19 protein-coding genes and 1 pseudogene are annotated in these 24,415 nt (G+C 72.5%); 4 read left to right on the top strand and 16 right to left on the bottom strand.

What is annotated here, in order from left to right:
• Positions 1-6: 6 nt before the first annotated feature.
• Positions 7-2,766: an AfsR/SARP family transcriptional regulator gene (locus tag BLR33_RS12585; protein ID WP_176930244.1), complete on the bottom strand. Its 2,760-nt coding sequence runs from the start codon at positions 2,764-2,766 to the stop codon at positions 7-9.
• A gap of 249 nt (positions 2,767-3,015) precedes the next feature.
• On the opposite strand from BLR33_RS12585, the gene BLR33_RS35175 reads away from it, so the two are divergent.
• The 4 genes from BLR33_RS35175 to BLR33_RS12600 all read left to right on the top strand — a co-directional run bounded on the left by BLR33_RS35175 (position 3,016) and on the right by BLR33_RS12600 (position 5,585).
• Positions 3,016-3,171: a hypothetical protein gene (locus BLR33_RS35175; RefSeq protein WP_176930245.1), complete on the top strand. Its 156-nt coding sequence runs from the start codon at positions 3,016-3,018 to the stop codon at positions 3,169-3,171.
• A gap of 285 nt (positions 3,172-3,456) precedes the next feature.
• Entirely contained in the window at positions 3,457-4,224 is a 768-nt protein-coding gene (locus BLR33_RS12590; RefSeq protein ID WP_093784479.1) for a hypothetical protein, read from the top strand.
• Complete coding sequence (locus BLR33_RS12595) at positions 4,224-4,508, top strand: helix-turn-helix domain-containing protein (RefSeq protein ID WP_093784480.1); 285 nt, start codon at positions 4,224-4,226, stop codon at positions 4,506-4,508. Before BLR33_RS12590 ends, BLR33_RS12595 begins: the two co-directional genes overlap by 1 nt.
• Positions 4,509-4,718: 210 nt before the next feature.
• Complete coding sequence (locus BLR33_RS12600) at positions 4,719-5,585, top strand: Fpg/Nei family DNA glycosylase (RefSeq protein ID WP_093784481.1); 867 nt, start codon at positions 4,719-4,721, stop codon at positions 5,583-5,585.
• A gap of 127 nt (positions 5,586-5,712) precedes the next feature.
• Here BLR33_RS12600 and BLR33_RS12605 read toward each other — a convergent pair whose 3' ends face one another.
• From BLR33_RS12605 to BLR33_RS12675, 15 genes and pseudogenes are all read right to left on the bottom strand, one after another.
• A complete protein-coding gene (locus BLR33_RS12605; protein WP_245771366.1) occupies positions 5,713-6,987 on the bottom strand; it encodes an NAD(P)/FAD-dependent oxidoreductase in 1,275 nt (424 codons plus the stop codon).
• Positions 6,988-7,715: 728 nt separating this feature from the next.
• Positions 7,716-8,630, bottom strand: a complete 915-nt coding sequence (locus BLR33_RS12610; protein WP_176930246.1) for a TIGR01777 family oxidoreductase — start codon at positions 8,628-8,630, stop codon at positions 7,716-7,718.
• A 403-nt stretch (positions 8,631-9,033) separates the two neighbouring features.
• Positions 9,034-9,549 (bottom strand): DUF4240 domain-containing protein, encoded by a 516-nt coding sequence (locus BLR33_RS12615; protein ID WP_093784483.1) that lies wholly within the window; start codon positions 9,547-9,549, stop codon positions 9,034-9,036.
• 249 nt (positions 9,550-9,798) lie between these two features.
• Positions 9,799-12,468, bottom strand: coding sequence for a pyruvate dehydrogenase (acetyl-transferring), homodimeric type (gene aceE, locus BLR33_RS12620; protein ID WP_093784484.1), 2,670 nt, complete (start codon positions 12,466-12,468; stop codon positions 9,799-9,801).
• A 227-nt stretch (positions 12,469-12,695) separates the two neighbouring features.
• Entirely contained in the window at positions 12,696-13,334 is a 639-nt protein-coding gene (locus BLR33_RS12625) for a GntR family transcriptional regulator (protein ID WP_093784485.1), read from the bottom strand.
• A gap of 192 nt (positions 13,335-13,526) precedes the next feature.
• Positions 13,527-15,302 (bottom strand): 2-oxoglutarate dehydrogenase, E2 component, dihydrolipoamide succinyltransferase, encoded by a 1,776-nt coding sequence (gene sucB / locus BLR33_RS12630; protein ID WP_093784486.1) that lies wholly within the window; start codon positions 15,300-15,302, stop codon positions 13,527-13,529.
• Between the two features lie 50 nt (positions 15,303-15,352).
• On the bottom strand, positions 15,353-16,741 hold the full coding sequence (gene lpdA / locus BLR33_RS12635; protein WP_093784487.1) for a dihydrolipoyl dehydrogenase: 1,389 nt from the start codon (positions 16,739-16,741) through the stop codon (positions 15,353-15,355).
• A gap of 240 nt (positions 16,742-16,981) precedes the next feature.
• Positions 16,982-18,496, bottom strand: a complete 1,515-nt coding sequence (locus BLR33_RS12640; protein WP_093784488.1) for a leucyl aminopeptidase — start codon at positions 18,494-18,496, stop codon at positions 16,982-16,984.
• 140 nt (positions 18,497-18,636) lie between these two features.
• Positions 18,637-19,404, bottom strand: a complete 768-nt coding sequence (locus BLR33_RS12645; RefSeq protein ID WP_093784489.1) for an adenosylcobinamide-GDP ribazoletransferase — start codon at positions 19,402-19,404, stop codon at positions 18,637-18,639.
• A gap of 79 nt (positions 19,405-19,483) precedes the next feature.
• The gene (locus tag BLR33_RS12650) at positions 19,484-19,753 is read right to left on the bottom strand and encodes a hypothetical protein (protein WP_093784490.1); all 270 of its coding nucleotides are present in this window, start codon (positions 19,751-19,753) and stop codon (positions 19,484-19,486) included.
• Between the two features lie 75 nt (positions 19,754-19,828).
• Entirely contained in the window at positions 19,829-20,773 is a 945-nt protein-coding gene (locus tag BLR33_RS12655; RefSeq protein ID WP_093784491.1) for an RpnC/YadD family protein, read from the bottom strand.
• Between the two features lie 115 nt (positions 20,774-20,888).
• Positions 20,889-21,569, bottom strand: a complete 681-nt coding sequence (locus BLR33_RS12660; RefSeq protein WP_093784492.1) for a response regulator transcription factor — start codon at positions 21,567-21,569, stop codon at positions 20,889-20,891.
• Positions 21,570-21,955: 386 nt separating this feature from the next.
• A pseudogene (locus BLR33_RS12665) lies at positions 21,956-23,194 on the bottom strand (histidine kinase); the annotation flags it as partial.
• Between the two features lie 62 nt (positions 23,195-23,256).
• Positions 23,257-23,535, bottom strand: a complete 279-nt coding sequence (pspAA, locus tag BLR33_RS12670; protein WP_093784493.1) for a PspA-associated protein PspAA — start codon at positions 23,533-23,535, stop codon at positions 23,257-23,259.
• 43 nt (positions 23,536-23,578) lie between these two features.
• Positions 23,579-24,373, bottom strand: a complete 795-nt coding sequence (locus BLR33_RS12675; protein WP_093784494.1) for a PspA/IM30 family protein — start codon at positions 24,371-24,373, stop codon at positions 23,579-23,581.
• Between the last annotated feature and the right edge of the window lie 42 nt (positions 24,374-24,415).

Raw genomic sequence — 24,415 nt, forward strand, 5'->3', positions numbered from 1 at the left:
ATTCGCTCACCGCAGCGCCTCCAGCCGCTCGCGCACCTCTTGGACGCCCAACCCGCCCATGCGCTCGCGCAGGAGCAGGACCCGTTCGAGGATTTCCACAGCGTCAGACGTGCGGCCGACGGCCACCAGGAGTTCGGCGTGGAACGACAACACCTTGGCCTCGTAGGCCCAGTGGTCCAGCCTGCGGTAGATACCGGCGGCCTGCCGGTAGAGCGAGTCGGCCTCGTCCCGCTCGTCACGAGCCTGGTGGATCTTGGCGAGGGTGTACAGGATGTCCGCCCGACCGTCGAGGACATCCGGCCGCTCCCTCAGGTGCACCGCCTCGGTGACAGCGAGCGCCTCGCCGCAGACACGGAGGCCCTCCTCGTACTCGGCACGGTCGAAGCGGAGCGTGCCGAGGCCGTTCAGTGCCGCTGCCTCGCCGACCGGGTCCCGCAACTCGCGGTAGAGGTCCAGAGCGAGGCCGTGGTAATGCTCGGCCTCCAGGCCCTCGCCCTGCTTGCGGAGGGTGCTGGCCAGAGCCTGGTAGGAACGGGCCAGGCTCTCCCTGCCGGCCACCGTGACGTCCTCTTCGCTCAGCCGTACTGCTCGCCGTAGGCACGCGGCCCCGGCATCGAACTTCTCGAGCCGCCAGTAGGTCCCGGACAGCATTCGGTGGAAGAGCGCGCAGTCCAGCGGGCGGGCATGCTCCTCCGCCGACGATCGGGCGCGCTGGAGATAGCGCAAGGCGTCGTCGACATACCCGCGACGCCATTGATATGTGATCAAGGTGGTCGGCAGCAGCCAGATGTATTCGTGGAGTTGGAGCTTGTCCGCCAGATCGATACAGCTCAGGACGGTGCGATACTCCTCGTCCAGCAGAGCCATGGCGCGTTCCGGCGATTCCGGGGATATGACTTCGAGATCGTCCCGGTCATCGATGGGCAGCCGGCGTTCCGCATCGAGCAGCCGATCGCAGGCACGGACCTGGTGCAGCTGGTGGTCGAGCACCCGCTGGACGGTCGCGGCCTTGAAGTCGGTCGGCGCACCGCTTGCGTCGGGTTCAAGTTCGTGGCGCGCGTAGGCCCGTACCAGGTCGTGAAGGCGGTAGCGCTCCATCTGGAGCTCCACCAGGTTCGCTGCGCACAGCTCTTCGATGGCATGGTCGGTGCCCGCGCCGCCGATCGTGCCGAGATCCATCGTGGCCTCCCAGCTGATGGTCGGCCCCGGATGCACCGCCAGCTGCCACAGCAGCCGGCGTGCCTCCTCGCTGAGCGCACGGGCCGAGTAGCTCAAAGCGGTCAGCACGGACAGCTCACCGTCCGGAAGGTGGAGTGCACGCAGCTTCTTCCGCTCCTCCTCGAGGTCCCTGACAAGGCCGCGAAGAGCGTGCACGGGGCGGTGGTCCAATCGCCGTTCGATCACGGTCAGAGCCAGCGGGAGATTGCCGCACAATCGCGCCAGCGTGGCGAAGTCAGCGGCGTACTTGTTCCGCTCGTCGACGGAGTACCGGTTCTGGAGGAGTTCCAGGGCGGCTGCATCGCTCAGGGGGCCCACGGTGTGCAGGTGGACGTCCTGGCGGGAGCGCAGATCGTCAAGAGTCTTCCGGCTGGTGACGATCACGGCACTGGTGCCGGTGCCGGGCAGCAGCGGCAATACCTGCTCGGCGCTCGCCGCGTCGTCGAGCACGATGAGCACGGACCGATGCGTGAGCGCCGAGCGCAGCGCTGCGCTCTGAGCCGCAAGTCCGGTAGCAGGCGCTTGCGGGGCGAGTTCCCGCAGGAAGCGGGTCAGCACCTGCTCGGGCTCGACAGGTCGTACATCGTCTCCCGCGAATCCCTTCAGGTTCTCGTACAGGACGCCGTCGGGGAACCGGTCGCGGAGTTGGTGTGCCAAGTGGGAGGCCAACAGGCTCTTTCCCACACCAGGCAGTCCGCTCAGCAGGACTACGGACGCAACCCCCGTTTCCTGCCGCCGCCGTACGTGCTCGGCCAGGGCACGGACCGCCTCCTCCCGGCCCAGCGGCTGCCGCGGAGGCGCGAGCAACTCGTTCGGGACTTGGAAGAGCACGCCGGGCCGCGGGCGCGGTGATGTTCCGCGAATCTCGGCCAGGACAGAGCGAATTTCGGTCCCAATATCTCCGTACCTCCTGGTCCATCTCCTGACTACCGAATTGAGTTTCGAGTCCGGCATTTCCAGGCCATGGGTGCGCAGGTAGGACGCAAAAAATTTCTCGTCCCGCGGCCAACGCCGATGCAGCTTTTCAGATTCCTCACGCAGCCACTTCTCTTCCCCTGCGTACCATGCGGCGGCAAGTCGACAGTAGACCGCCTCTCGCCACTCCTTCTGCAACTGTGCTTTGCGTTGCTCGAACACCTGCCCATCAAGCCCCAACAGGGGTACGTCGCCCTGCCACTCCTCCAGAGCGGCGGACAGCTTCTCGAACTGCTCCCGGCCGCGCAGGCGCCGCGCCTTGTCGACCCTGTCGCGGAAGCGAACGAGGTCGAGACTTCCCTCCGGCGGGCGGAGCAGGAACGCCCTGCCGGTTCTGCGCGGAAGAACGCCATCGCCCAGGACGCGGCGCAGATCGCTCACGACCCGCTCGACGGTGTTGTCGGTCGGTGGCTCATCGGGCGGCCACAGCGCTGCGACGACCTCTTCCTTGCCACAGAGATACCCAGGCGACGTTGCCAGCAAGGCGAACAGGCCTGCGGGTTTCGAACGCCCCACAATCCGTCCATGGCCCGCGACTTCAATGCTGACCGTCCCCAGTACGCGCCCGTCCACGGTCGACCCCTCCCAACTCCGCGCAATCGGACTGCCCCCGCAGCGATGCCTCAGGATCTGTGCGCACGGCAAACCCGTCTCACACGTCTTTCACTCCTTCGCGCCCCCGGCGGGGGCTTCGCGTGGTCTGAGGCGGCCTCAGGTTCTCCTCAGGTTCGGCCCGGCGCGCTGTCGCACCCTCGGAGCACGATGACATCAGTCCTCGAACGCAGAGGGCGACACCACTGTCACCGAGAGAGAGGAATCACCATGGCCAACCGCCGGCGCGGCCGCAGCGGGACCCGTAGCAAGCGAATCTCCGACCACGGCCCCCGCCCCAAGGTGATGGACGTCAAGGAGCAGCCGGCGACGACCGCGACCGAAGCGGTCGCGGCGCCGGAGGACTCGCCGACCACGGCGGGCTGAACGACCGCTCCAGTCCAGGGTGCCCGCCTTCGGGTGGGCACCCCACGGGGCGGTGACCACGCTTCTCCGGAGGGTGTTCCGCCCTTCCAGGCTCCCGAGGAAGCCGTTCGCCTCATGGCGCCCCGCTCGTCGCGCTCGGCGACGGGCGGTGGGAGCCGTCTTCATGTGTACAAATTCGTGACGCGTGGGACCGGTTCCCTTTTTGTCGCATTTGCGAATCGCTCTCACGTTCCCTGATTTCCATCTGCACCTTCGGCGCCCGGCGCGCGCCAAGAGAGGACCCACATGACGTCTTCGTTTCCCTGCGGCGTGCTTGCCGCGATTGCCCGGCACTTCGATGATCCCCGGGTTCGGGAGGCGACGCAGTTGACCGTCCTGCCCCGCGGGGATGACGCGCGGCCTGTACGGCTCTCCCCGATGGAGGCCCGTCGGGCGGTCGACGAGCCGGCGGCCGACCCGGAGTTGGCTGCCGCCGTCTGGCAGAGTGCATTGGCCGGGGCCCGTGCCGAGACGACACCCCGCGGCCCCGCTCAGTTGCTGCTGATCTGGCTGCTGTTGCCACGGCTGTCCGGGACTGCCCGTAAGATCTGCAACCGGTTGCGCGCCGACCGGGCGGATGTGGAGTCGGAGATGATGCTTGCCCTCCTCGAAGAGGTGCCGTGCATGGATCTCCCCGGAGAACTCGCAGCACAGGCACTGGTCAGGGCGGCTCGCAGCGCCGGGTGGCGTTACGCGCGGGCCGTACGGCGAGAGATGCCGGCCGACTGGCTGGACAGGGAGGCCGACAGCGCCGGGAACGTCTTCGAGGACGCCACGGCCGAAGAAGCGGAGCGGCAAGCGGAGTTCGACGTGGCCATTCCTCGTCCTGCCGGGCCGTACGGTCTGCGAGCCCAGCTACGGGTGTCCGGCCCAGTCGGGAAAGTGGAGGCGGCGGTGCTCACCGGGCTGGCCGATGACTACGGTGTGCGCGAAGTGGTGCGGCGCGCCGGGCGGAGCAAGCGGCGCCGCCGTGTCGGGACCCTGAAGTTGCGACTCGGGGGGAGGCGTCGCTGATGCAGGGTGCCGCGCACACACCGCTGGGGTTCGGTGAAGTGTTCGACCTGCCTGTCAGTGTGGACCTGCGGACCGCTGCCCGTGCGTTCGGCATCCACCCTGGGACTGCCTACCGGCTGATCCGACGGGGAACCTTCCCGTGCCCCGTGCTGCGAGTCGGCGGTCTGTACCGGATTCCGACGGCACACCTCATGCGGATACTCGGCATCCAGGAGCGCCCGGTGTACGCCGTGGATCTCGAAGACGACGATCTGAACGCGCCGCTGGACGCCGCCAGCAGGTGACGCGGGACCGGCTACGTGTCGGGTTGGCGGTCCGGGCGGACACCCGGGCCGCCAACCGGGCCTGCCGTCGCCCTGTGAAGTGGTGGTCCTGATGCCGGGGCCCGCGCCGCGTTGTTTGAGCGGGCCCCTGTCTCGCGGCCCGGCCGTGGGGCTGACCTGCGAAGAAAGGGGCCCAGGGCACCGCAGGACGGTCCGGGGCATCATGGGGGTATGCCTGAATTGCCGGAGGTTGAAGCGCTGCGGGGGTTTTTGGGGGAGCGGGTGGTGGGGCGCGAGGTGGAGCGGGTGTATCCCGTTGCCGTGAGCGCGCTCAAGACGTACGACCCTGGGGTCGCGGACCTGGAGGGGCGCACGTTCGAGGGGGTGGAGCGGTACGGGAAGTTCCTGGGGCTGCGGGCCGGGGAGCTGTACCTCGTGATGCACCTCGCGCGGGCCGGCTGGGTGCGCTGGAGCGAGAAGCTGCCGGACGGCCCGCCGCGGCCGGGCAAGGGGCCGCTCGCCCTGCGGGTGCGGTTGGCCGGGCCCGAGGGCGCCGGCTTCGACGTCACCGAGGCCGGTACGCAGAAGCGGCTCGCCGTCCACGTCGTACGCGACCCCGCCGACGTACCCGGCATCGCCCGGCTCGGGCCCGACCCCCTCGCCCCGGAGTTCACCCGCGAGGTCTTCGCCGCGCTGCTGGCCGGCGAGCGTCGCCAGATCAAGGGTGTCCTGCGCGACCAGAGCGTCATCGCCGGGATCGGCAACGCGTACTCCGACGAGATCCTGCACGCCGCCCGCATGTCCCCCTTCAAGCTCGCCGCGCGCCTGTCCGAGGAGGAAGTCGGGCTCCTCCACGATGTGCTCGGCAGCACCCTGCGCGAAGCCGTCGAGCGCTCGCGCGGGCTGCCGCTGCGCGACCTGAAGGCCGAGAAGAAGAGCGGGCTGCGCGTGCACGGGCGCAAGGGCGAGCCCTGCCCGGTGTGCGGTGACACCATCCGCGAGGTGTCCTTCAGCGACTCCTTCCTGAACTACTGCCCCACCTGCCAGACCGGCGGCAAGCCGCTCGCCGACCGCCGCTTGTCGCGCCTGCTGAAGTAGCCCGCAGGCAGGGCTCCTCGCCGTCGGGCCCTGACCACCGCCCGGTCGGGGCCTTGCCGCGCAGCGCCCCGCACCCCGGGACACCTCGCCCTTCGTGCGAAGGGCACCCGGGCGGCAAACGGCCTGGCTAAGAGGCGAGGTCGCGGAGTGCCGCTGCCGCCGCTCGGCGCGCCGAGCGGAGGGCGCCCTGGAGGGTGGACGTGTCGCGGTGGTCGCCGCAGACGTAGAGGCCCGACAGGAGGCGGACCGGGCGGCGCAGGTCGTGGGGCGCCGGCATCGCCGGGATCGCGTCGGCGGAGGTGTGCAGGGCGAGCAGGTCCCAGGCGTCGGTGGCGGCGTCGTAGAGCTCGGCCAGGTGCGCCCGTATCGCCTTGTCCCGCGTCTCGGCGGTGCCGTCCGGCAGCGCGCCCAGGATCACGGAGGTGATGAGCGTACGGCCCGCGGGCCCACGCGTGGGGTCCACCGAGGACGCGGCGTACGTGTACGCCACCGGCCCCGTACGGTCCGCGTCCAGGACCAGGACCGGCTCCCGCACGGGCGGCACCGGAGCCGCGTGGTGGACCACCGTGACCTGATGACAGTCCGGCACCCGCAGCCCCGGCAGCAGCACCCCCGCCGTACGTGCGTCGGTGGCCACCACGACCGCCCGGCACGGGAGTTGGGCCCCGTCCGCGGTGTGCACACCGTTCGCGGCCACCCGGTCTGCCCGCACCCCGAGCCGTACCGTCCCGGCCGGCAGCGCCGCGGCCAGCCGCTCCGGCACCGCGGCGGCGCCGCCTGCCGGCAGGCAGGTGCGGCCGCGGGCGTATCCGCGCAGCACCACCTCGGCCACCCGGCTGGACGTGCCGAGCCCGGGGTCGCCGAGCAGCGCGGACAGCAGCGGCCGCAGGAACACCTCGACGGTACGCGGCGCGAAGCCCCGCCCGGTCAGCGCCAGTGCCGTCGCGGTCTCCGGGCGGGCGGCCAGCCGGTCGGCGCAGGCGGCCGCGAGCCGGTCCGGGGCGGTGCCGAAGCGGGCCCGGTCGAACGGCGAACCCAGCGGCGCCCGCGCGGAGTTGAACGCCGCCCTGGCGGTCCGCGGATCGCCGACGCGGTGCCCGCGGCCCGCCGTACGCAGCAGCAGCCCTGGGGCGAGCGGGGCCAGCGGCAGGTCCCGCAGGCCCGGCAGCCGCCGCAGTTCGGGCACCGCGCTGTTGACCAGTTGCGGGCCGCGGTCGAGCCGGAAGCCGTCCACGGTGTCGGTGGCCATCCGCCCGCCGACCCGGTCCGCCGCCTCCAGCACGGTGACCCGCAGGCCCCCGTCGAGCAGATGGTGCGCGGCGGCCAGCCCGGCGAGGCCGGCGCCGACGACGATCACATCCGTGGCCGTCGCCACGCCCTTCGCGCGTGCAGGTGAGAGCACAGTGCCCCTCCCCGAAGTCGGGTTCCGTTCCCCGCTCGCGTCATGGCGCAGGACCTGGCACGGCGCTCCCGTGCGGCGGTCGCGTCCACGACGTGCCGCCCGGCAGACCCCGACGTGCGCGCCCCACCACACGCTGGTAGAGGTCATGCCCTCATCAAAGCCAAACGATGCGGGTCGCACCGTCCCCTTTCGGCCCTTTACGGCCCTGCCTCCGCCGGCTCCCCGCCAGACGGCTGCCGCCGGGGTACGGAGGTGGTCGCTGGGGCGAGTGCGGGGAGTTGGGGGTGCGGGTACGCGCTGTACGGGTGCCGCCGGGGGTACGGGGAGCGGGGCTGGAGCAAGGGGAGAGAGCCGAGCGGGTACGGGGAGCGGTGGGTACGGCCCGTACGGTTATCGCCGGGGGTACGGGGGTGGGTGCTCGGGCGAGTGGGGGAGTCGGGCGGTTACGGGGGACGGGTGCTACGGGCTGTACGGGTGCCGCCGGGCGCACAGGGAGCGGTGGGCACGGCCGATACGGTTGCCGCAGGGATGTACGGGGAGTGGGCGCTGGGGCGAGTCGAGCGGGTACGGGGAGCGGCTAATACGACCCGTACCGTTGTCGCCGGTTCGCCGGTTCGCCGGATCGCCCGGCTGCGGCGGCAGGTCGTGCGGCGGGTGTGCCGCCTTCGCCGCTTCGGCGCTCCGCGAGCCGCGCTCCCGGCCGCCCCCCACCGGCCACCGGCCCTCGTTCAGACCCTGTTGCGCGGGGGCAGGGCCGCCCGGATCGCGTCGTCGATGCCCGGGTGGGTGAACGTGAAGCCCGACTCCAGCAGGCGCTTCGGACGCACCCGCTGGCTGGCCAGCACGTCGCCCGCGAACTCGCCGAGCACGGCCCGCAGGGCGAAGCCCGGTACCGGGAACACCGCGGGACGCTTCAGCACGCGGCCCATCGCCGCCGTGATCTCGCGGTTCGTCAGCGGCTCGGGTGCGGTGATGTTCACCGGTCCGGAGAGCGCGGGGGTGTCGATGGCGTGCCGCAGCGCCGCCACTTCGTCGGCCAGCGAGACGTAGCTCCAGAACTGGCGGCCGTCGCCGATCCGCCCGCCGAGCCCGGCCCGGAAGATCGGGAAGAGGGCCCCCCAGGCGCCGCCGCCCGCGGCCACCACCAGGCCGGTACGGGCGTGGACGGTGCGGATGCCGGCCGCGCGCGCCGGGTCGGCCGCGGCCTCCCACGCCTGGACCAGCTCGGCGATGAAGCCGCGGCCGGCCGGGCTGTCCTCGTCCACCGCGTCCTCGCCGGTCTCGCCGTAGAAGCCGATGGCGCTGCCGGCGACGAAGACGCGCGGCTTTTCGTCGAGGCCGGCGATGGCGCGGGCGAGCGTCGCCGTGCCCTCCACGCGGCTGTCCCACAGCACCTTCTTGCGCGCGGCATTCCACCGCCGCGCCGCTATCGGGGCGCCCGCCAGGTTGACGACGGCCTCGCAGCCCTCCAGCGCGCCCGGCGCCACGGTGCCCTCGGCGGGGTCCCAGCGGGCCTCTCCCGGGCCGCGCGGCTCCCTGCGCACAAGGGCCACGACCTCATGCCCGTCGGCGGTGAGCGAGGCGGTGAGCGCGGAACCGATCAGCCCGGAGGCGCCGCTGACTGCGATACGCATGGCCGCCATTATCTACGGCCGGGCCCGCACCGGCGCACTGACGCGCCTTCCCCTGGGCGCGGCTGCAGGGACCGCGCCGGCGTCGGTTCGGCCGGCGGCCCCTTTTCTCCTCGCGCGCGGTGGCGGGGTCCGGGTCGGCGTCGGCCGCCGTTCCCCGCCCGCGCGGCCGCGGGCCCGGACCGGCCACCGGAAGCGCCACCCAGAGCTGCGGGCCCGGACAGACGCCGGTGCCGACCGGTAGCCGCCGGAGGTGCGGGCCGGGGCTGCCGCCCGAGCTGACCCAAAACCCCACCCGGACCCGCCGCGGACGGGTCACCGGGAGTGCCACCCGGACCCGCCACCCGAAACCCCACCCGGACCCGCCGTCGGGAAACCGCCGCCCCGGACGGACCCGCCGCCCCGGGCCGAGCGGCTAGCCGAACCGCTCCCACAGTTGCGGGAACCGTTCCGCCATCGCCTGCTCGTCGTCCAGGTCCAGCCGCTCGCCCGCCGGGGTGTCCTGCGGGTCGAGGTCGAGGTCGGGCAGCCGCAGGCCGGTGAGCTGCTCGTGGGCCTCGTCGGCGGCGTACCCGAGGTCCTCGGCGTCGCCGTCGGCCTCGGGGTCGAAGTCGGGGAGGAGGGTGGCGAGGTCGTCGGGGGAGTGCAGGGCGCCCTCGAAGACGTGCCGGCCCTGGCCGATCAGCCAGCAGCGGAAGTAGTCGAAGGCTTCCTCGTCGGCGCCGCCGAGCAGGATGTCGGCCGCGCCCCACAGGTCCCAGCGGAAGGCACGGTGGAACCGCGTCTCGAAGTGGCGGGCGAAGTCCACGACGGCCTCGGGGTCGTCGAGCTCGACCAGCCGCTCCACGACCGCGTCGGCCTGCTCCTCGGGGTCGCCGTCGGCCGCCTCGCGGGCGCTGTCGACGATCTCCCAGAACTCCGTCTCGTCCATCACCCGTACAGCTTCCCGCCCCGCCCCGCCGATCGCACCCCCCAACCCCCCGGGGGAGGTACGGCATCGGGCGCCAGGTTGCCGAAACCCGACAAACAGAAAAAAAGGGAGGCCGCCGTCCCGTCGTGGAACGGCGGCCCCTTTTTCGGCGTCACAAAGCAGCCGCGCCACCGCCCGGCAGGACCGCGGCGCCCGTACGTGCGGCGGGGAGCGCGTGCTCCCCGCCGGCCGCAGGGGCCGCCGCGGACCTCACAGGCCGTAGCGCGTGGCGGCTTCCTTGACCGTCTGCGGCTTGACCTCGCCGCGGCGGGCGAGCGCCGCCAGCGCGTGCACGACCACCGACTGCGGGTCCACGCCGAAGTGCCGGCGGGCCGCGTCACGGGTGTCGGACAGGCCGAAGCCGTCGGTGCCCAGGGAGGTCCAGTCCTGCTCCACCCAGGGCGCGATCTGGTCCGGCACGGCCCGCATCCAGTCGCTGACCGCGAGCACCGGGCCAGGCGCCCCGGCCAGCGCGCGGGTCACGTACGGGGTGCGGTCCTCGCCGTGCAGCCGGGCCGCGTCGCACTCCATGGCCTCGCGCCGCAGCTCGGTCCAGGAAGGGGCCGACCACACGTCGGCGGCCACCCCCCACTCCTCGGCCAGGATCCGCTGCGCGTCCAGCACCCAGTGGATCGCGGTGCCCGAGGCGAGCAGCTGGATCCGCGGGGCGTCGGGCGCGGCCGCCTGCGCCGCCTGGTAGCGGTACAGGCCCTTGAGGATGCCCTCCTCCACGCCCGCGGGCATGGCCGGCTGCACCTTCGGCTCGTTGTAGACCGTCAGGTAGTAGAAGACGTCCTCGGCGTCGGGACCGTACATCCGCCGCAGGCCCTCGCGGACGATCACCGCGACCTCGTAGGCGAACGCCGGGTCGTAGGAGATCGCCGCCGGGTTGGTGGAGGCGAGCAGGTGCGAGTGGCCGTCGGCGTGCTGCAGGCCCTCGCCGGTCATCGTGGTGCGGCCCGCGGTGGCGCCGATGACGAAGCCGCGGCCCAACTGGTCGGCGAGCGCCCAGAACTGGTCGGCGGTGCGCTGGAACCCGAACATCGAGTAGAAGATGTAGAACGGGATCATCGGCTCGCCGTGGGTGGCGTACGAGGTGGCGGCCGCGGTGAAGTCGGCGAGCGAACCGGCCTCGGTGATCCCCTCGTTGAGGATCTGGCCGTCCTTCGCCTCCTTGTAGTACAGCAGTTGGTCGCGGTCGACCGGGTCGTAGGTCTGGCCCTTGGGCGAGTACAGGCCCGCGGACGGGAACAGCGACTCCATGCCGAAGGTGCGGGCCTCGTCGGGCACGACCGGCACCCAGCGGCGCCCGGTCTCCTTCTCCCGCATCAGGTCCTTCACCAGGCGGACGAACGCCATGGTGGTGGCGATCTCCTGGCCGCCCGAGCCCTTCTGCAGCGCCTGGAACGGCTTGTCGCCCGGCTGCGGCAGCGGTTTGGGGACGACCGTGCGGGCCGGGGCCGGGCCGCCGAGGGCCGCGCGGCGCTCGCGCAGGTAGCGCACCTCGGGGGAGTCCGGGCCCGGGTGCCAGTACGGCACGGTGTCGCCGGCGAGCGCGCTGTCCGGGATGGGCAGCTCCAGCAGGTCGCGCATGGCGCGGAACTGCTCGCCGGTGAGCTTCTTCATCTGGTGGTTGGCGTTGCGCGACTCGAAGTGCGAGCCGAGCGTCCAGCCCTTGACGGTCTGGGCGAGGATCACCGTGGGCGCGCCCTTGTGCGCCATGGCGGCGGCGTAGGCCGCGTACACCTTGCGCGGCTCGTGCCCGGCGCGGGAGGACTGGAAGAGCTCCAGCAGCTTGGCGTCGGTCAGCCCGGTCGCCAGGGTGCGCAAGGAGGCGTCGGCGCCGAAGAAGTGGTCGCGGATGTAGGCCGCGTCGCGGGTGGCGTAGGTCTGGAACTGCGCGTCGGGGGTGAGCCGCAGCCGGCGCAGCAGCGCCCCGTCGGTGTCCTTGGCGATCACCTCGTCCCAGGCCTGTCCCCACAACGCCTTGACGACGTTCCAGCCGGCCGCGCGGAACTGGGCCTCCAGCTCCTGCACGATCTTGAAGTTGGGGCGGACCGGGCCGTCCAGGCGCTGCAGGTTGCAGTTGATGACGAAGGTGAGGTTGTCCAGCTCCTCGCGGGCGGCCAGCGCCAGGGCGGCCGTCGACTCCGGCTCGTCCATCTCGCCGTCGCCGAGGAAGGCCCACACGTGCGAGCCGGAGGTGTCCTTGATGCCGCGGTGCTCCAGGTAGCGGTTGAAGCGCGCCTGGTAGATCGCCGACAGCGGGCCGAGGCCCATGGAGACGGTGGGGAACTCCCACAGCCAGGGCAGCCGGCGCGGGTGCGGGTAGGACGGCAGGCCCTGGCCGCCGGCCTCCTGGCGGAAGTGGTCCAGGTGGGCCTCGGTGAGCCGGCCCTCCAGGAAGGCGCGGGCGTAGATGCCCGGCGACGCGTGGCCCTGCAGGTAGAGCTGGTCGCCGCTCCCGTCACCCTCCTTGCCGCGGAAGAAGTGCTGGAAGCCGGTCTCGTAGAGCCAGGCCGCCGAGGCGAAGGTGGCGATGTGGCCGCCCAGGCCGAGTTTGCTGCCGCGCGTCACCATGGCGGCCGCGTTCCAGCGGTTCCAGGCGGTGATGCGGGCCTCCATCGCCTCGTCGCCCGGGTAGGCGGGCTCGGCGGCGGTGGGGATGGTGTTGATGTAGTCGGTCTCCAGGGGAGACGGCATCGACGCCTGGCCCTCAGCGCTCTCCAGGGTGCGGCGCATCAGGTACGCGGCGCGGTGCGGTCCCGCCGCCTTGGTGACCGCGGCGAGCGATTCGCGCCACTCCGCGGTCTCCTCGGGGTCGAGGTCGGGGATCTGGTCGAGCTGGCCCGGCCGGGTCTGGCCTACGGCGTCAGGCATGGGTGTGCCGCCTTCCGGACGAAGGGAGGGGTGGGAACTTACGAGTCGGGCACGACAGGGTGAGCTCCCCACCGGTCGACGGTACGCCCCGATCGATGATCGATCAATGGTCGTCCGGACGCTTTTCCGAAGTCGGCACACCGTGCCAGCCTTCAGGGCACGCGGTGTCAGTAGGGGTGGGCCTTCGAATCAGCGGGCGCGGTCCCCTCCGCGGCTGCCGATCCCGGTCACACTTGGGGGGCGCAGCTCAGCACGTGGGCCTTGATCAGGTCGGTGATCGCCGGATCGGCCCGCACGAAGGCGTCCACGATCTCCTGGTGCTCCTCGGCGTACGCCCGCGGCGCCGGGCTCAGCCAGCGGATCGACAGCGTCGTCCACACCTCGATGCCGAGCGACTCCCAGCTGTGCAGCAGCACCGCGTTCCCGGCCGCCCGCACCAGCTCGTGGTGGAAGGCGACGGTGTGCCGGACCTGCGCCTCGCCGTCCAGCTCGGCGTCGGCCGCCCGCAGCGCGGCCACCTCGCGCTCCAGCGCCGAGGGGTCGGCGGCCAGGCGGACCGCGGCCAGCTCGGCCGCGACCTGTTCCAGGCCGGCCCGCACCGGATAGCTCTCCTTGAGGTCGGCCGGGGTCAGGCTGCGCACCCGCACGCCCTTGTTGGGCGCGGAGTCGATCAGCCGCAGCGCCTCCAGCTCCCGCAGCGCCTCGCGGACCGGGGTCTGGCTGACCTCCAGCTCCACCGCGATCCGCCGCTCCACGATCCGCTCGCCCGGCTTCCACCGTCCGCTGACGATGCCTTCGAGAATGTGCTCGCGGATCTGCTCGCGCAGGCTGTGCACGACCAGATGAGGGGCGGCGGCAGAGGCCATGGGGCGCGCTCCTTCACTGTTGCGTGCCATAGACGATACGACGCGGAGGCAACGCTGCCTCCCCCGCGGCGGCCGCGGCCCTCGAACGGGGCGGCCTGTGCGAACAACGGCGGCGCCCCCGCACCCGGCGGGCGGGGCGGGGGCGCTGCCTTGTCTCCGTGCGGCCGGGCAGCCTCGCGGCCGCCGGCCGGGTCACAGCCCGAGCTCGACCTCGAACTCGCCGGTCTCCAGGATCTCCTTGACCGCGGCCAGGTAGCGGGCGGCGTCGGCGCCGTCCACCAGCCGGTGGTCGTAGGACAGCGACAGGTACGTCATGTCCCGCACGCCGATGACCGTGCCCTCGGCGGTCTCCACGACCACCGGGCGCTTGACGGTCGCGCCGATGCCGAGGATCGCCGCCTGGTTCGGCGGCACGATGACCGTGTCGAACAGGGCGCCGCGCGAACCGGTGTTGCTGATGGTGAAGGTCGCGCCGGCCAGGTCGTCCGGGGTGATCCTGCTGGCCCGGACGTTCGCCGCCAGCTCCGCCGTCTTCTTGGCGATGCCGGCGATGTTCAGGTCGCCCGCGCCCTTGATGACCGGGGTCATCAGGCCACGCTCGGAGTCCACCGCGATACCGATGTTCTCGGTGTCGAAGTAGGTGATCGTGCCCTCGTCCTCGTTGATGCGGGCGTTGATCACCGGGTGCGCCTTGAGCGCCTGCGCCGCGGCCTTGACGAAGAACGGCATCGGCGAGAGCTTGACGCCCTCGCGGGCCGCGAAGGACTCCTTGGCCAGCCCGCGCAGCCGCATCAGCCGGGTGACGTCCACCTCGACCACGGTGGTCAGCTGCGCCTGCGAGTGCAGGGCCTTCATCATGTTCTCGCCGATGACCTTGCGCATCCGGGTCATCTTGACGGTCTGGCCGCGCAGCGGGGACACCTCGGGCGCCTTCGCCGGGGCCTTGGCCGGGGCAGCGGCCGCGGGGGCAGCTGCGGCGGCCTTGGCGGCCTCGGCGGCGGCGAGCACGTCCTGCTTGCGGATGCGGCCGCCGACGCCGGTGCCCTGCACCGAGCCGAGGTCCACACCGCTCTCGGCGGCCAGCTTGCGCACCAGCGGGGTCACGTAGGCGGCCTCGCCACCGGAGCCGTTGACCGCCGAGACGGCCGGGGCTGCCGGGGCGGCGGCCTGCGGAGCCGGAGCGGCGGGGGCCGGGGCGGCAGGTGCCGGAGCCGGAGGCGCCGGGGCCGCGGCAGGAGCCGGCGGGGCCGCGGGAGCCCCGGCCTGGGGGGCGGGCGCAGCAGGCGCGGGAGCGGCGGCGGGCGCGGCACCGGCCGCACCGACCACGGCGAGCTTCGCGCCGACCTCGGCCGTCTCGTCCTCCTGGACCAGGATCTCCAGCACCGTGCCGGAGACCGGCGACGGGATCTCGGTGTCGACCTTGTCGGTCGAGACCTCCAGCAGCGGCTCGTCGGCCTCGACGGTCTCGCCGACCGCCTTCAGCCAGCGGGTCACGGTGCCCTCGGTGACGGACTCGCCGAGCGCGGGCAGCACCACGTCGGTGCCGGCCGCGCCGGAGCTGCCCGCGGCCGCCTCGGCGGTCGGGGCCGGCGCCGGGGCGGGGGCCTCGGTGGACGGAACGGCGGCGGGCGCCTCGGGCGCGGCCGGAGCCGCGGGGGCCGGGGCGGCGGGCGCGGGAGCCGCCGGGGCGGCCTGCGCGGCCGGAGCGGCCGGGGCCGCGGGAGCGCCGGAGCCGTCGTCGATGACGGCCAGCTCGGCGCCGACCTCCACCGTCTCGTCCTCGGCGACCTTGATGGACGACAGGGTGCCGGAGGCGGGGGAGGGGATCTCGGTGTCGACCTTGTCCGTCGAGACCTCGAGCAGCGGCTCGTCGGCCTCGACGTGCTCACCCTCGGCCTTCAGCCAGCGGGTGACGGTGCCCTCGGTCACGCTCTCGCCGAGCGCCGGCAGGGTTACGGAAACCGCCATGGTTGCGGTTACTCCTCACGATCTGTGCGGATGGGTGGCGTGTTCGAGGGTCAGTCGTGCGAGTGGAGCGGCTTGCCGGCCAGGGCCAGGTGGGCCTCGCCGAGCGCTTCGCTCTGCGTCGGGTGCGCGTGGATCAGCTGGGCGACCTCGGCGGGCAGCGCCTCCCAGTTGTAGATCAGCTGGGCCTCCCCGACCTGCTCGCCCATCCGGTCGCCGACCATGTGGACGCCCACCACCGCGCCGTCGCGGACCTGGACCAGCTTGACCTCGCCGGAGGTCTTGAGGATCTTGCTCTTGCCGTTGCCCGCCAGGTTGTACTTCAGCGTGACGACCTTGTCCGCGCCGTAGATCTCCTTGGCCTTGGCCTCGGAGATGCCCACGGAGGCGACCTCGGGGTGGCAGTACGTGACCCGCGGCACCCCGTCGTAGTCGATCGGCACGGTCTTCAGGCCGGCCAGCCGCTCGGCCACCAGGATGCCCTCGGCGAAGCCGACGTGCGCCAGCTGCAGGGTCGGCACCAGGTCGCCGACGGCGGAGATGGTCGGCACGTTGGTGCGCATGAACTCGTCCACCAGGACGTAGCCGCGGTCCATCGCGACGCCCTGCTCCTCGTAGCCGAGGCCCGCCGAGACCGGGCCGCGGCCGATGGCCACCAGCAGCACCTCGGCCTCGAAGGTCTTGCCGTCCGCCAGGGTGACCCGCACCCCGTTGTCGGTGTACTCGGCGGCCTGGAAGAAGGTGCCGAGGTTGAACTTGATGCCGCGCTTGCGGAAGGCCCGCTCCAGCAGCTTGGAGCTGTTCTCGTCCTCGACCGGGACCAGGTGCGGCAGGCCCTCGACGATGGTCACGTCGGTGCCGAAGGACTTCCACACCGAGGCGAACTCCACGCCGATCACGCCGCCGCCCAGGATGATCGCGGACTGCGGGACGCGGTCCAGGACCAGGGCGTGGTCGGAGGAGATGATCCGGTTGCCGTCGATGGTCAGCCCGGGCAGCGAGCGCGGCACCGAGCCGGTGGCCAGCAGCACGTGCCGGCCGTTGACCCGCTGGCCGTTGACGTCGACGGAGGTGGGGGAGGACAGTCGGCCCTCACCCTCGATGTAGGTCACCTTGCGCGAGGCGACCAGGCCCTGCAGGCCCTTGTAGAGGCCCGAGATCACGTCGTCCTTGTACTTGTGGACGGCGGCGATGTCGATGCCCTCGAAGGTGGCCCGCACGCCGAACTGCTCGCTCTCGCGGGCCTGGTCGGCGATCTCGCCCGCGTGGAGCAGGGCCTTGGTGGGAATGCATCCCTGGTGCAGACAGGTGCCCCCGAGCTTGTTCTTCTCGATCAGGGCGACGTCCAGGCCCAGCTGCGCGGCACGCAGGGCAGCCGCGTAGCCGCCACTGCCACCGCCGAGGATCACTAGGTCGTAAACAGTGCTGGCGTCGTTCGCCACGTCACGTCCTCCATGCATGTTCGCCGGACCGGTGCGCCTTGACCGGGCGGCGGGTGTTGGTTCGGCCGCTTTGTCTCAAAGGGGGCCCTGTCGTGCCGAGACAACATCTTCGCACTTGTTCCGGCCCGGCGAGGCATCGGGCCGGGCGGTGTGACGTAACCGGCGCGCCGTGGGGCCCGCCGGTCACGTCACACCGCCCGGGAGGACATGCCCGATCTCGCTCGCTTGCTGTGCCGGGGGTCAGAACAGGGTGCCCTCGGCGGCCCGCCGGGCCAGGCCGACCAGGGTGCGCACAGCGCTGCCGGTGCCGCCCTTGGGGGTGTAGCCGTAGGGGGTGCCCTCGTAGAAGGCGGGGCCGGCGATGTCGAGGTGGGCCCAGGTGATGCCCTCGCCGACGAACTCGCGCAGGAACAGGCCGGCGATCAGGCCACCGCCCTGGCGGACCCCCATGTTCGCGATGTCCGCGACTGAGGAGTCGAAGGTCTTGCGCAGCTGCTGCGGCAGCGGCAGCGGCCAGGAGTCCTCGCCCTCGGCGAGCGCGGTCTGGTGCACCGCCGTGCGGAAGTCGTCGTCGTTGGCCATGATGCCGAACCGGCCGTCGCCGAGCGCCAGCACCATCGCACCGGTCAGTGTCGCCACGTCGACGATCGCGTCCGGGGCCTCCTCCGAGGCGCGGGCGATCGCGTCGGCGAGCACCAGGCGGCCCTCGGCGTCGGTGTTCAGCACCTCGACGGTCTTGCCGCTGTACATGCGCAGCACGTCGCCGGGACGGGTGGCGTTGCCGCCGGGCATGTTCTCGGCGAGCGCGAGCCAGCCGGTGACGTTGACCTCCAGGCCCAGCTTGGCGGCCGCGACGACGGCGGCGAACACGGCGGCGGCGCCGCTCATGTCGCACTTCATCGTCTCGTTGTGCCCCGGGGGCTTCAGGGAGATGCCGCCGGAGTCGTAGGTGATGCCCTTGCCGACGAAGGCCAGGGTGCGGGTCGCCTTGGCGTGCTTGTACGCCACCCGGACCAGCCGGGGCGGGGTCGCCGAGCCGCGGCCGACGCCGATCAGGCCGCCGTAGCCGCCCTTGGCGAGCGCCTTCTCGTCGAGCACCTCGACCTTCAGGCCGTGCTCCTTGGCCGCGTCCTGGACGGCGGCGGCGAAGGTGGTCGGGTTCAGGTCGTTGGAGGGGGTGTTGATCAGGTCGCGGGCCCGGTTGACCTCGGCGGCCACGGCGATCGCGCGCTCGGCGGCGGCCTTGTGCTGCTTGTCGCGCGGCTTGGCGCCGACGACGGCGATCTCCGCCAGCGGCCTGCGCGACTGCGTCTTCTCCTCCGCCTGGTAGGCGGTGAAGGCGTAGGCGCCCAGCAGCGCGCCGGTGGCGACGGCCTCCAGGTCCGCGGGGGTGGCCGCGGGCAGCGCGAGGGCGGCCTTCTTCGAACCGGCCAGCGTGCGGGCGGCGACGCCGGCCGCCTTGCGCAGGGCCTCCGCGTCGTACGCGGCGCCGTCGGCCGGGGCCTCGCCGAGGCCGACCGCGAGGACCACGGCGGCCTTCACGCCCTCAGGGGCGGGCAGCTTCGTGGCCTCGCCCTCGGCGCCGGTGGCGCCCAGGGTGCCGAGGACTGCGATGAGCTTGCCGCCGAAAGCGTCGTCCACGGTCTCCGCGCCCGGGGCCAGGCGCGGGCCCTTCGGACCCTTGGCCACACCGACGACGACGGCGTCCGCGCGCAGCGCTGCGGCGGATGAGGGGCTGAGTGTCAGAGCAGTCACAATCGGTGGGGTCCTATCGGTCGAGGGGTGGTGCGGGCCGCCACATCCGCGGGGCGCCTCGCACGAGAGTACGCTGCCGCCCCCGGCCGAACCCCACCTACCGGTCACCGGTGTCCGCTCAGCGCCGAGTCCACCGCGGATCAGCGGGTGGAGAGGACGAGGAGGGCGGCTGTGGCGGCGGTCTCGCACAGGGCGCCGAAGACGTCGCCGGTGACGCCGGACAGCCGCCGGCGGCAGCGCCTGAGCAGGGCTTCGGCGCAGGTCAGGGCGGTGAGGGCGGCGAGGGTGCAGCGCAGCCAGGTGAGGCCGCCGAAGCAGGTGCCCGCGGCAGCGGCCGCGGCGGTGCAGGCGGCGGCGACGGTCCAGGCCGTGGCCGGGGGGAGCACCTCGGCGACCATGGCGCCCAGGCCGCCGGGCCGCGCGGCCGGCACCCCGCGGCGGCAGGCGGCGGTGATGGCGGCGCGGCCCATCAGGCCGGCGAGGGCGGCGGCAGTCAGGCCGTAGGTCCAGCCGTGGGCGTAGCAGGCGGCGAGCGAGGCGGTCTGGGCGAGCAGGACGAGGACGAGGGTGACGACTCCGAAGGGGCCGATGTCGGACCGCTTCATCACGTCGAGGGCCTGCTCGGGGGGCTTGCCGCTGCCCAGCGCGTCGGCGGTGTCGGCGAGACCGTCCAGGTGCAGGCCGCGGGTGAGCAGGGCGCCGACGCCGACAGCGGCGATCCCGGCGAGGAGTCCGCTTCCTCCGGCTTGCTGTATCCCGGCTCCGACGGCGCCGCCGAACCCGCCCACCCCAGCCCCGACGAGTGGCGCGGCCGCCATCCCGCCCCTGGCCGCCTCGCGATCCCACCGCCCCGCCCGGACGGGCACCACACTGAGCACCCCGACCGCGAACCGCACCCCACCCCTCACTCGAGCACCCTATCGACCCCTCCGACCAACCCGGCGGCCCGGCGCCTCCGGTCCCCGAAGGGGTCGTTCCGCCGCTACCTCACCTCTGTACGTCGCCCTCCCCGAAGACCTCGTCGACGCTCTTCGCGGTGACGGTGAGTTCGAGCCAGCGGCCGAGGGTGTCGAGGTCCTGGCATTCCCGGATGCGTGCGAGGAGTTCGTCGCTGACGTCGAAGTGCCGTGCGTGCAGGACCCGCAGGAGGCTCGCGACCGCGTTCCTCACCTGGCCCTCCTTGCGGCCCTTTTCGCGGCCTTCGTCGCGGAGCTTCTCGGCGGTTTCGGAACGGAAGAAAGCCGCGGGGATGGCCATGGGTCTTCTCTAGGACGGCGCTTGCCTCGCGCCACGCCTTTCGCGACGCGAGGCAACCGGTATGGCGATCGGGAGTCAGCTCTGGGGTTCCGCTGCGGCGAAGACCTCGTCGACGCTCTTCGCGGTGACGGTGAGTTCGAGCCAGCGGCCGAGGGTGTCGAGGTCCTGGCATTCCCGGATGCGTGCGAGGAGTTCGTCGCTGACCTCGAAGCCCCGTGCGTGCAGGACCCGCAAGAGGCTCGCGACCGCGTTCCTGACCTGCCCCTCCTCACGGCCCTCCTCACGGCCCTGCTGGCGGCCCTCTTCGCGGCCCTTTTCGCGGCCTTCGTCGCGGAGCTTCTCGGCGGTTTCGGAACGGAAGAAAGCTGTGGGGATGGCCATCAGGTCCCTCCAGATGGTGGCTGCTGGGGTGTTGCCGAGTCCGAGTTCGGTGATCTCGGTGAAGATCGCGGAAGTCTCGTCATCGGTCTTCTTGAGTGCTTCGGCCAGCGCTGTGAGCATGGTACCGGCCTGCGGGTGGTGACTGTGGGTGATTGCCGAGAAGGCGGCGAGCGGGATGTCCTCCGCGGCGGTCGCGGTGGTGGTGACGGCCGGGACGTTGTCGGGGCCGAGGACGAAGGGGCGGACGGTCAGGCAGTGCCACTCGGGGATGCCGATGTGGATCGGGCCCTGGGCCCAGCGGGAGGTGGCCGCGTCCTGGCAGACCACCAACAGCACGGGCGGCAGGCGGTACTTGGCGTACAGGTAGCTCGCGTAGTAGGCCCAACTCCCGTGCTTGTCAGGGTCCTTGCGGCCCTGCGCCTCGACGGCCAGCAGGTAGCTGCCGCCCGAGGCCGTGTCTATCCGGAGCAGGGTGTCCAGTCGGCGCTCCAGCGGGCGGATCTCGGTGACGTCGGTCGTCAGCAGGGAGACGGTGGCCGGTTCGGCCAGCGGGAACCCCAACTTGGTGAAGGTGCGAGCGAAAATGCCGGGGTCTTGCTGGAAGATCCGGTGCATCGCTTCATGTGACGAAGTGACCATATCCGGAGCCTAAATTCACTCACCTATGCAGAAACGATACTCCGTTCGGGTGGTCACCCAATTGACCGTATTCAAAGGCCGCGTGAATAGCGGAATAGGCGGCCATCGGGGCGGGTCAGGGGTGGTGGGGGCGGACGAGGCCGGATTCGTAGGCGGCTACGACGAGTTGGGCGCGGTCGTGGGCGGCGAGTTTGGACATCGTGTGGTTGATGTGCGTTTTGACGGTGAGCGGGCTGACGCCGAGCCGGGCGGCGATCGCGTCGTTGGAATGGCCGCAGGCGACCTCGACCAGGACCTCGCGTTCGCGGGCCGTGAGGGTGTCGAGGCCGGGGACCGTACGCGCGGCATCGTTGTCGGCGAGCCGTTGCTGGGCCACGAAGTTGGCGATCAGCGACTTGGTCGCCGAAGGCGAGAGCAGGGCCTCGCCCCGGGCCACCGTCCGTATGGCGTCCAGGAGTTCGTCCGGCTCGGCGCCCTTGCCGAGGAACCCGGACGCCCCGGCGAGGATCGCCCGCACCACGTACTCGTCCGCCTCGAAGGTGGTCAGTACGAGGACGCCGGTGCCGGCCAGCTCCGGGTCCCCGGTGATCGCGCGGGTCGCCTCGATGCCGTCGGTGCCGGGCATGCGGATGTCCATGAGCACCACGTCCGGGTGCTCGGCCCGGGCCAGCCGTACCGCCTCGGCACCGTCCGCCGCCTCGCCGACCACCGCCATGTCCGGCTCGGACTCCACCAGCATCCGGAACGCGCCGCGCAGCAGCGCCTGGTCGTCGGCGAGCAGCACCCGTACGGTCACGAGGCCGCTCCGTCTGCCGGGCCCGGCGCGGGCTCCGTACGCGGGGGAGCCGACAGCGGCAGCCGTACCGACACGCGGAACCCGCCGCCGGGCCGCGCCCCGGTACGGCACACCCCGCCGAGCGCGGAGGCCCGCTCGTGCATCCCCAGCAGCCCGTGGCCGCCGAAGGGGTTGCGGAAGGCGCCCTCCCCGGGCGCGGGGCCGGGCCCGAAGTCCTGGTGCGCGGGCCCGAGCGGCTCGCGCGAGCCGAAGGGAAAACCCGAGTCCGAAGCACCCGAGGAGTCCGGAGCCCCCGACGTACTCGCGGCGACCGCGCCGCCAGCCGCCGAGGGACGCGGCACCCTGCCCGCACGGGACCCGGAACCGCCGGTACGGGAACCGGAACCGCCCGCGCGGGAGCCGGCACCGCCCGTACGAGAGCCCGGGCCGCCCTCCGCGGAAGCCGTTGGCCTCCCACCGGACCTCGCTCCGGACCCGGCTTCCGACCCCGACTCCGCCGATCCCGACCCCGTTCCGGACTCCGCCCCCGAGGCCCCGCCCGGCGGCGCCTCCCTGCCGCCCGCCCCGTCGTCGTCCACGACCACCCGCAGCTCCGCCGCTTCCCTGATGATCCGCACCACCGCCCCCGCCCGCGGTCCCGCGTGCTTCTGCACGTTCGTCAGCGACTCCTGGATCACCCGGTACGCCGTGAGGTCCACGCTCGCCGGCAGCGGCGCCGGCCGACCGGACTCCTCGCCGCACCCCCGGCACTCCACGGTGACGTGCAGACCCGCGCGGCGGAACCCGTCGAGCAGCTGGTCCAGCACACCGAGGCCGGGCGCGGGCTCCATCGGCGCCTCGGGCTCCCCTGACTGCCGCAGCAGGCCCACCGTCGCCCGCAACTCGTCCAGCGCGGACCGGCTCGCCTCGCGGACGTGGGCGAGCGCCTGCTTCGCCTGGTCGGGGCGGCTGTCCATCACGTGGGCTGCCACCCCTGCCTGCACGTTCACCAGCGCGATGTGGTGGGCGACCACGTCGTGCAGCTCGCGCGCGATCCGCATCCGCTCCTCGGCCACCCGCCGCCGCGCCTCCTCCTCGCGGCTGCGCTCGGCGCGCTCGGCCCGCTCCTCGACCGCGGCGATGTACGCGCGCCTGCTGCGGACGGCGTCGCCGGCGGCCGCGGCCATGCCGGTCCAGGCGAACACCGCCAGGTTCTCCTGCCGGTACCAGGGGTCGGGGCCGAAGAGCATCGCCAGCGTGGTCAGGCCGACGCACACGGCGAGGCCGGTGGTCCAGGTGGTGGAGCGGTCGGTGCGGGCGGCGACGGTGTAGAGCGCGACGGCCGCGGCCAGGACCACCGGGTTCCGCCCGTCGGCCTGGTGCAGCCCGATGTGGACGGCGGTCAGGGTGCAGGCGAAGGCGAGCACGGCCCAGGGGAAGCGACGCCGCAGGGCGAGCGAGCCGCACGCGAGGGCGGCCAGGAGAATGTCGAGGGAGCCCAGCTCGTAGGTGTCCGCGCCGAGCACGGTGCCGAGCAGGATCAGTGCGAACACCGCGCACGCCAGAGCGGCGTCCGCGGTGCCCTGGTGCGCCCGCAGCCACTGCCACGGAGCGAGGAGCCCGGAGGGATACCGCACAGTAGGCAACGGTAAGGGACGCCGCTGCCCGCTCGGCCGGGAGGGCGCCCGAGTGATGAGGGGGCGAGGGGTCAGCCCGGGATCAGACCGTCCTCGTCGAGCATCGCCCGCACCTCCTCCAGCGTCGCCTCCGCGGCCGGGAGGATCAGCTGGGACGGCTCCAGGGCGTCGTCCGGCAGCGGCGAGCCGGCCGCGCGCACCCCGTCGAGCAGCGCCCCCAGGGTGCGGTGGAAGGCCGCCTCGTCGCCGGACCGGACGGCCGCGAGCAGCTCGTCGTCCAGCGTGTTGAGCTCGGCCAGGCGCGCGTCGTCCACCGCGACCTGGCCCTCACCCATGATCCGTACGATCACGACGGCCTCCTGCTCCGTCTCGAAGCGGCTCGAAGTGTGCGGCTCACTGCTTGTCGAAGCGGGGGGTGTCCTGCGGCTGCGCCTGCTGCTGGGACTGGCCGCCCTGGCCCCCCTCGATCGCCTGCGGGGCGCTGCCGCCGGCCAGCTCGGCCTTCATCCGCTGCAGCTCCAGCTCCACGTCGCTGCCGCCGGAGAGCCGGTCCAGCTCGGCCTGGATGTCGTCCTTGGCCATACCGGTCGGGTCGTCCAGGGCGCCGGAGGCGATCAGCTCGTCCAGGGCGCCGGCCCGGGCCCGCAGCTGCTCGGTCTTGTCCTCGGCCCGCTGGATCGCCATGCCGACGTCGCCCATCTCCTCGGAGATGCCGGAGAACGCCTCGCCGATCTGGGTCTGCGCCTGGGCGGCGGTGTAGGTGGCCTTGATGGTCTCCTTCTTCGTACGGAAGGCGTCCACCTTGGCCTGCAGGCGCTGGGAGGCGAGCGTCAGCTTCTCCTCCTCGCCCTGCAGCTGGGTGTGCTGCGTCTCCAGGTCGGTGACCTGCTGCTGCAGCGCGGCCCGGCGGGACAGCGCCTCGCGGGCGAGGTCCTCGCGGCCGAGGGCGAGCGCCTTGCGGCCCTGGTCCTCGTAGGTCGCCGACTTCTTCTGCAGTTCGGTGAGCTGGAGCTCCAGGCGCTTGCGGGAGGTGGCGACGTCCGCCACGCCCCGGCGGACCTTCTGGAGCAGCTCCAGCTGCTTCTGGTACGAGTAGTCGAGGGTCTCGCGCGGGTCCTCGGCCCGGTCCAGGGCCTTGTTGGCCTTCGCGCGGAAGATCATCCCCATCCGCTTCATGACACCGCTCATGGGCCTCGCGCGCCCCCTTCTCGGCAACTGCTCCGGCACTGC

Source organism: Actinacidiphila guanduensis, from assembly GCF_900103985.1.
Lineage (GTDB): Bacteria > Actinomycetota > Actinomycetes > Streptomycetales > Streptomycetaceae > Actinacidiphila > Actinacidiphila guanduensis.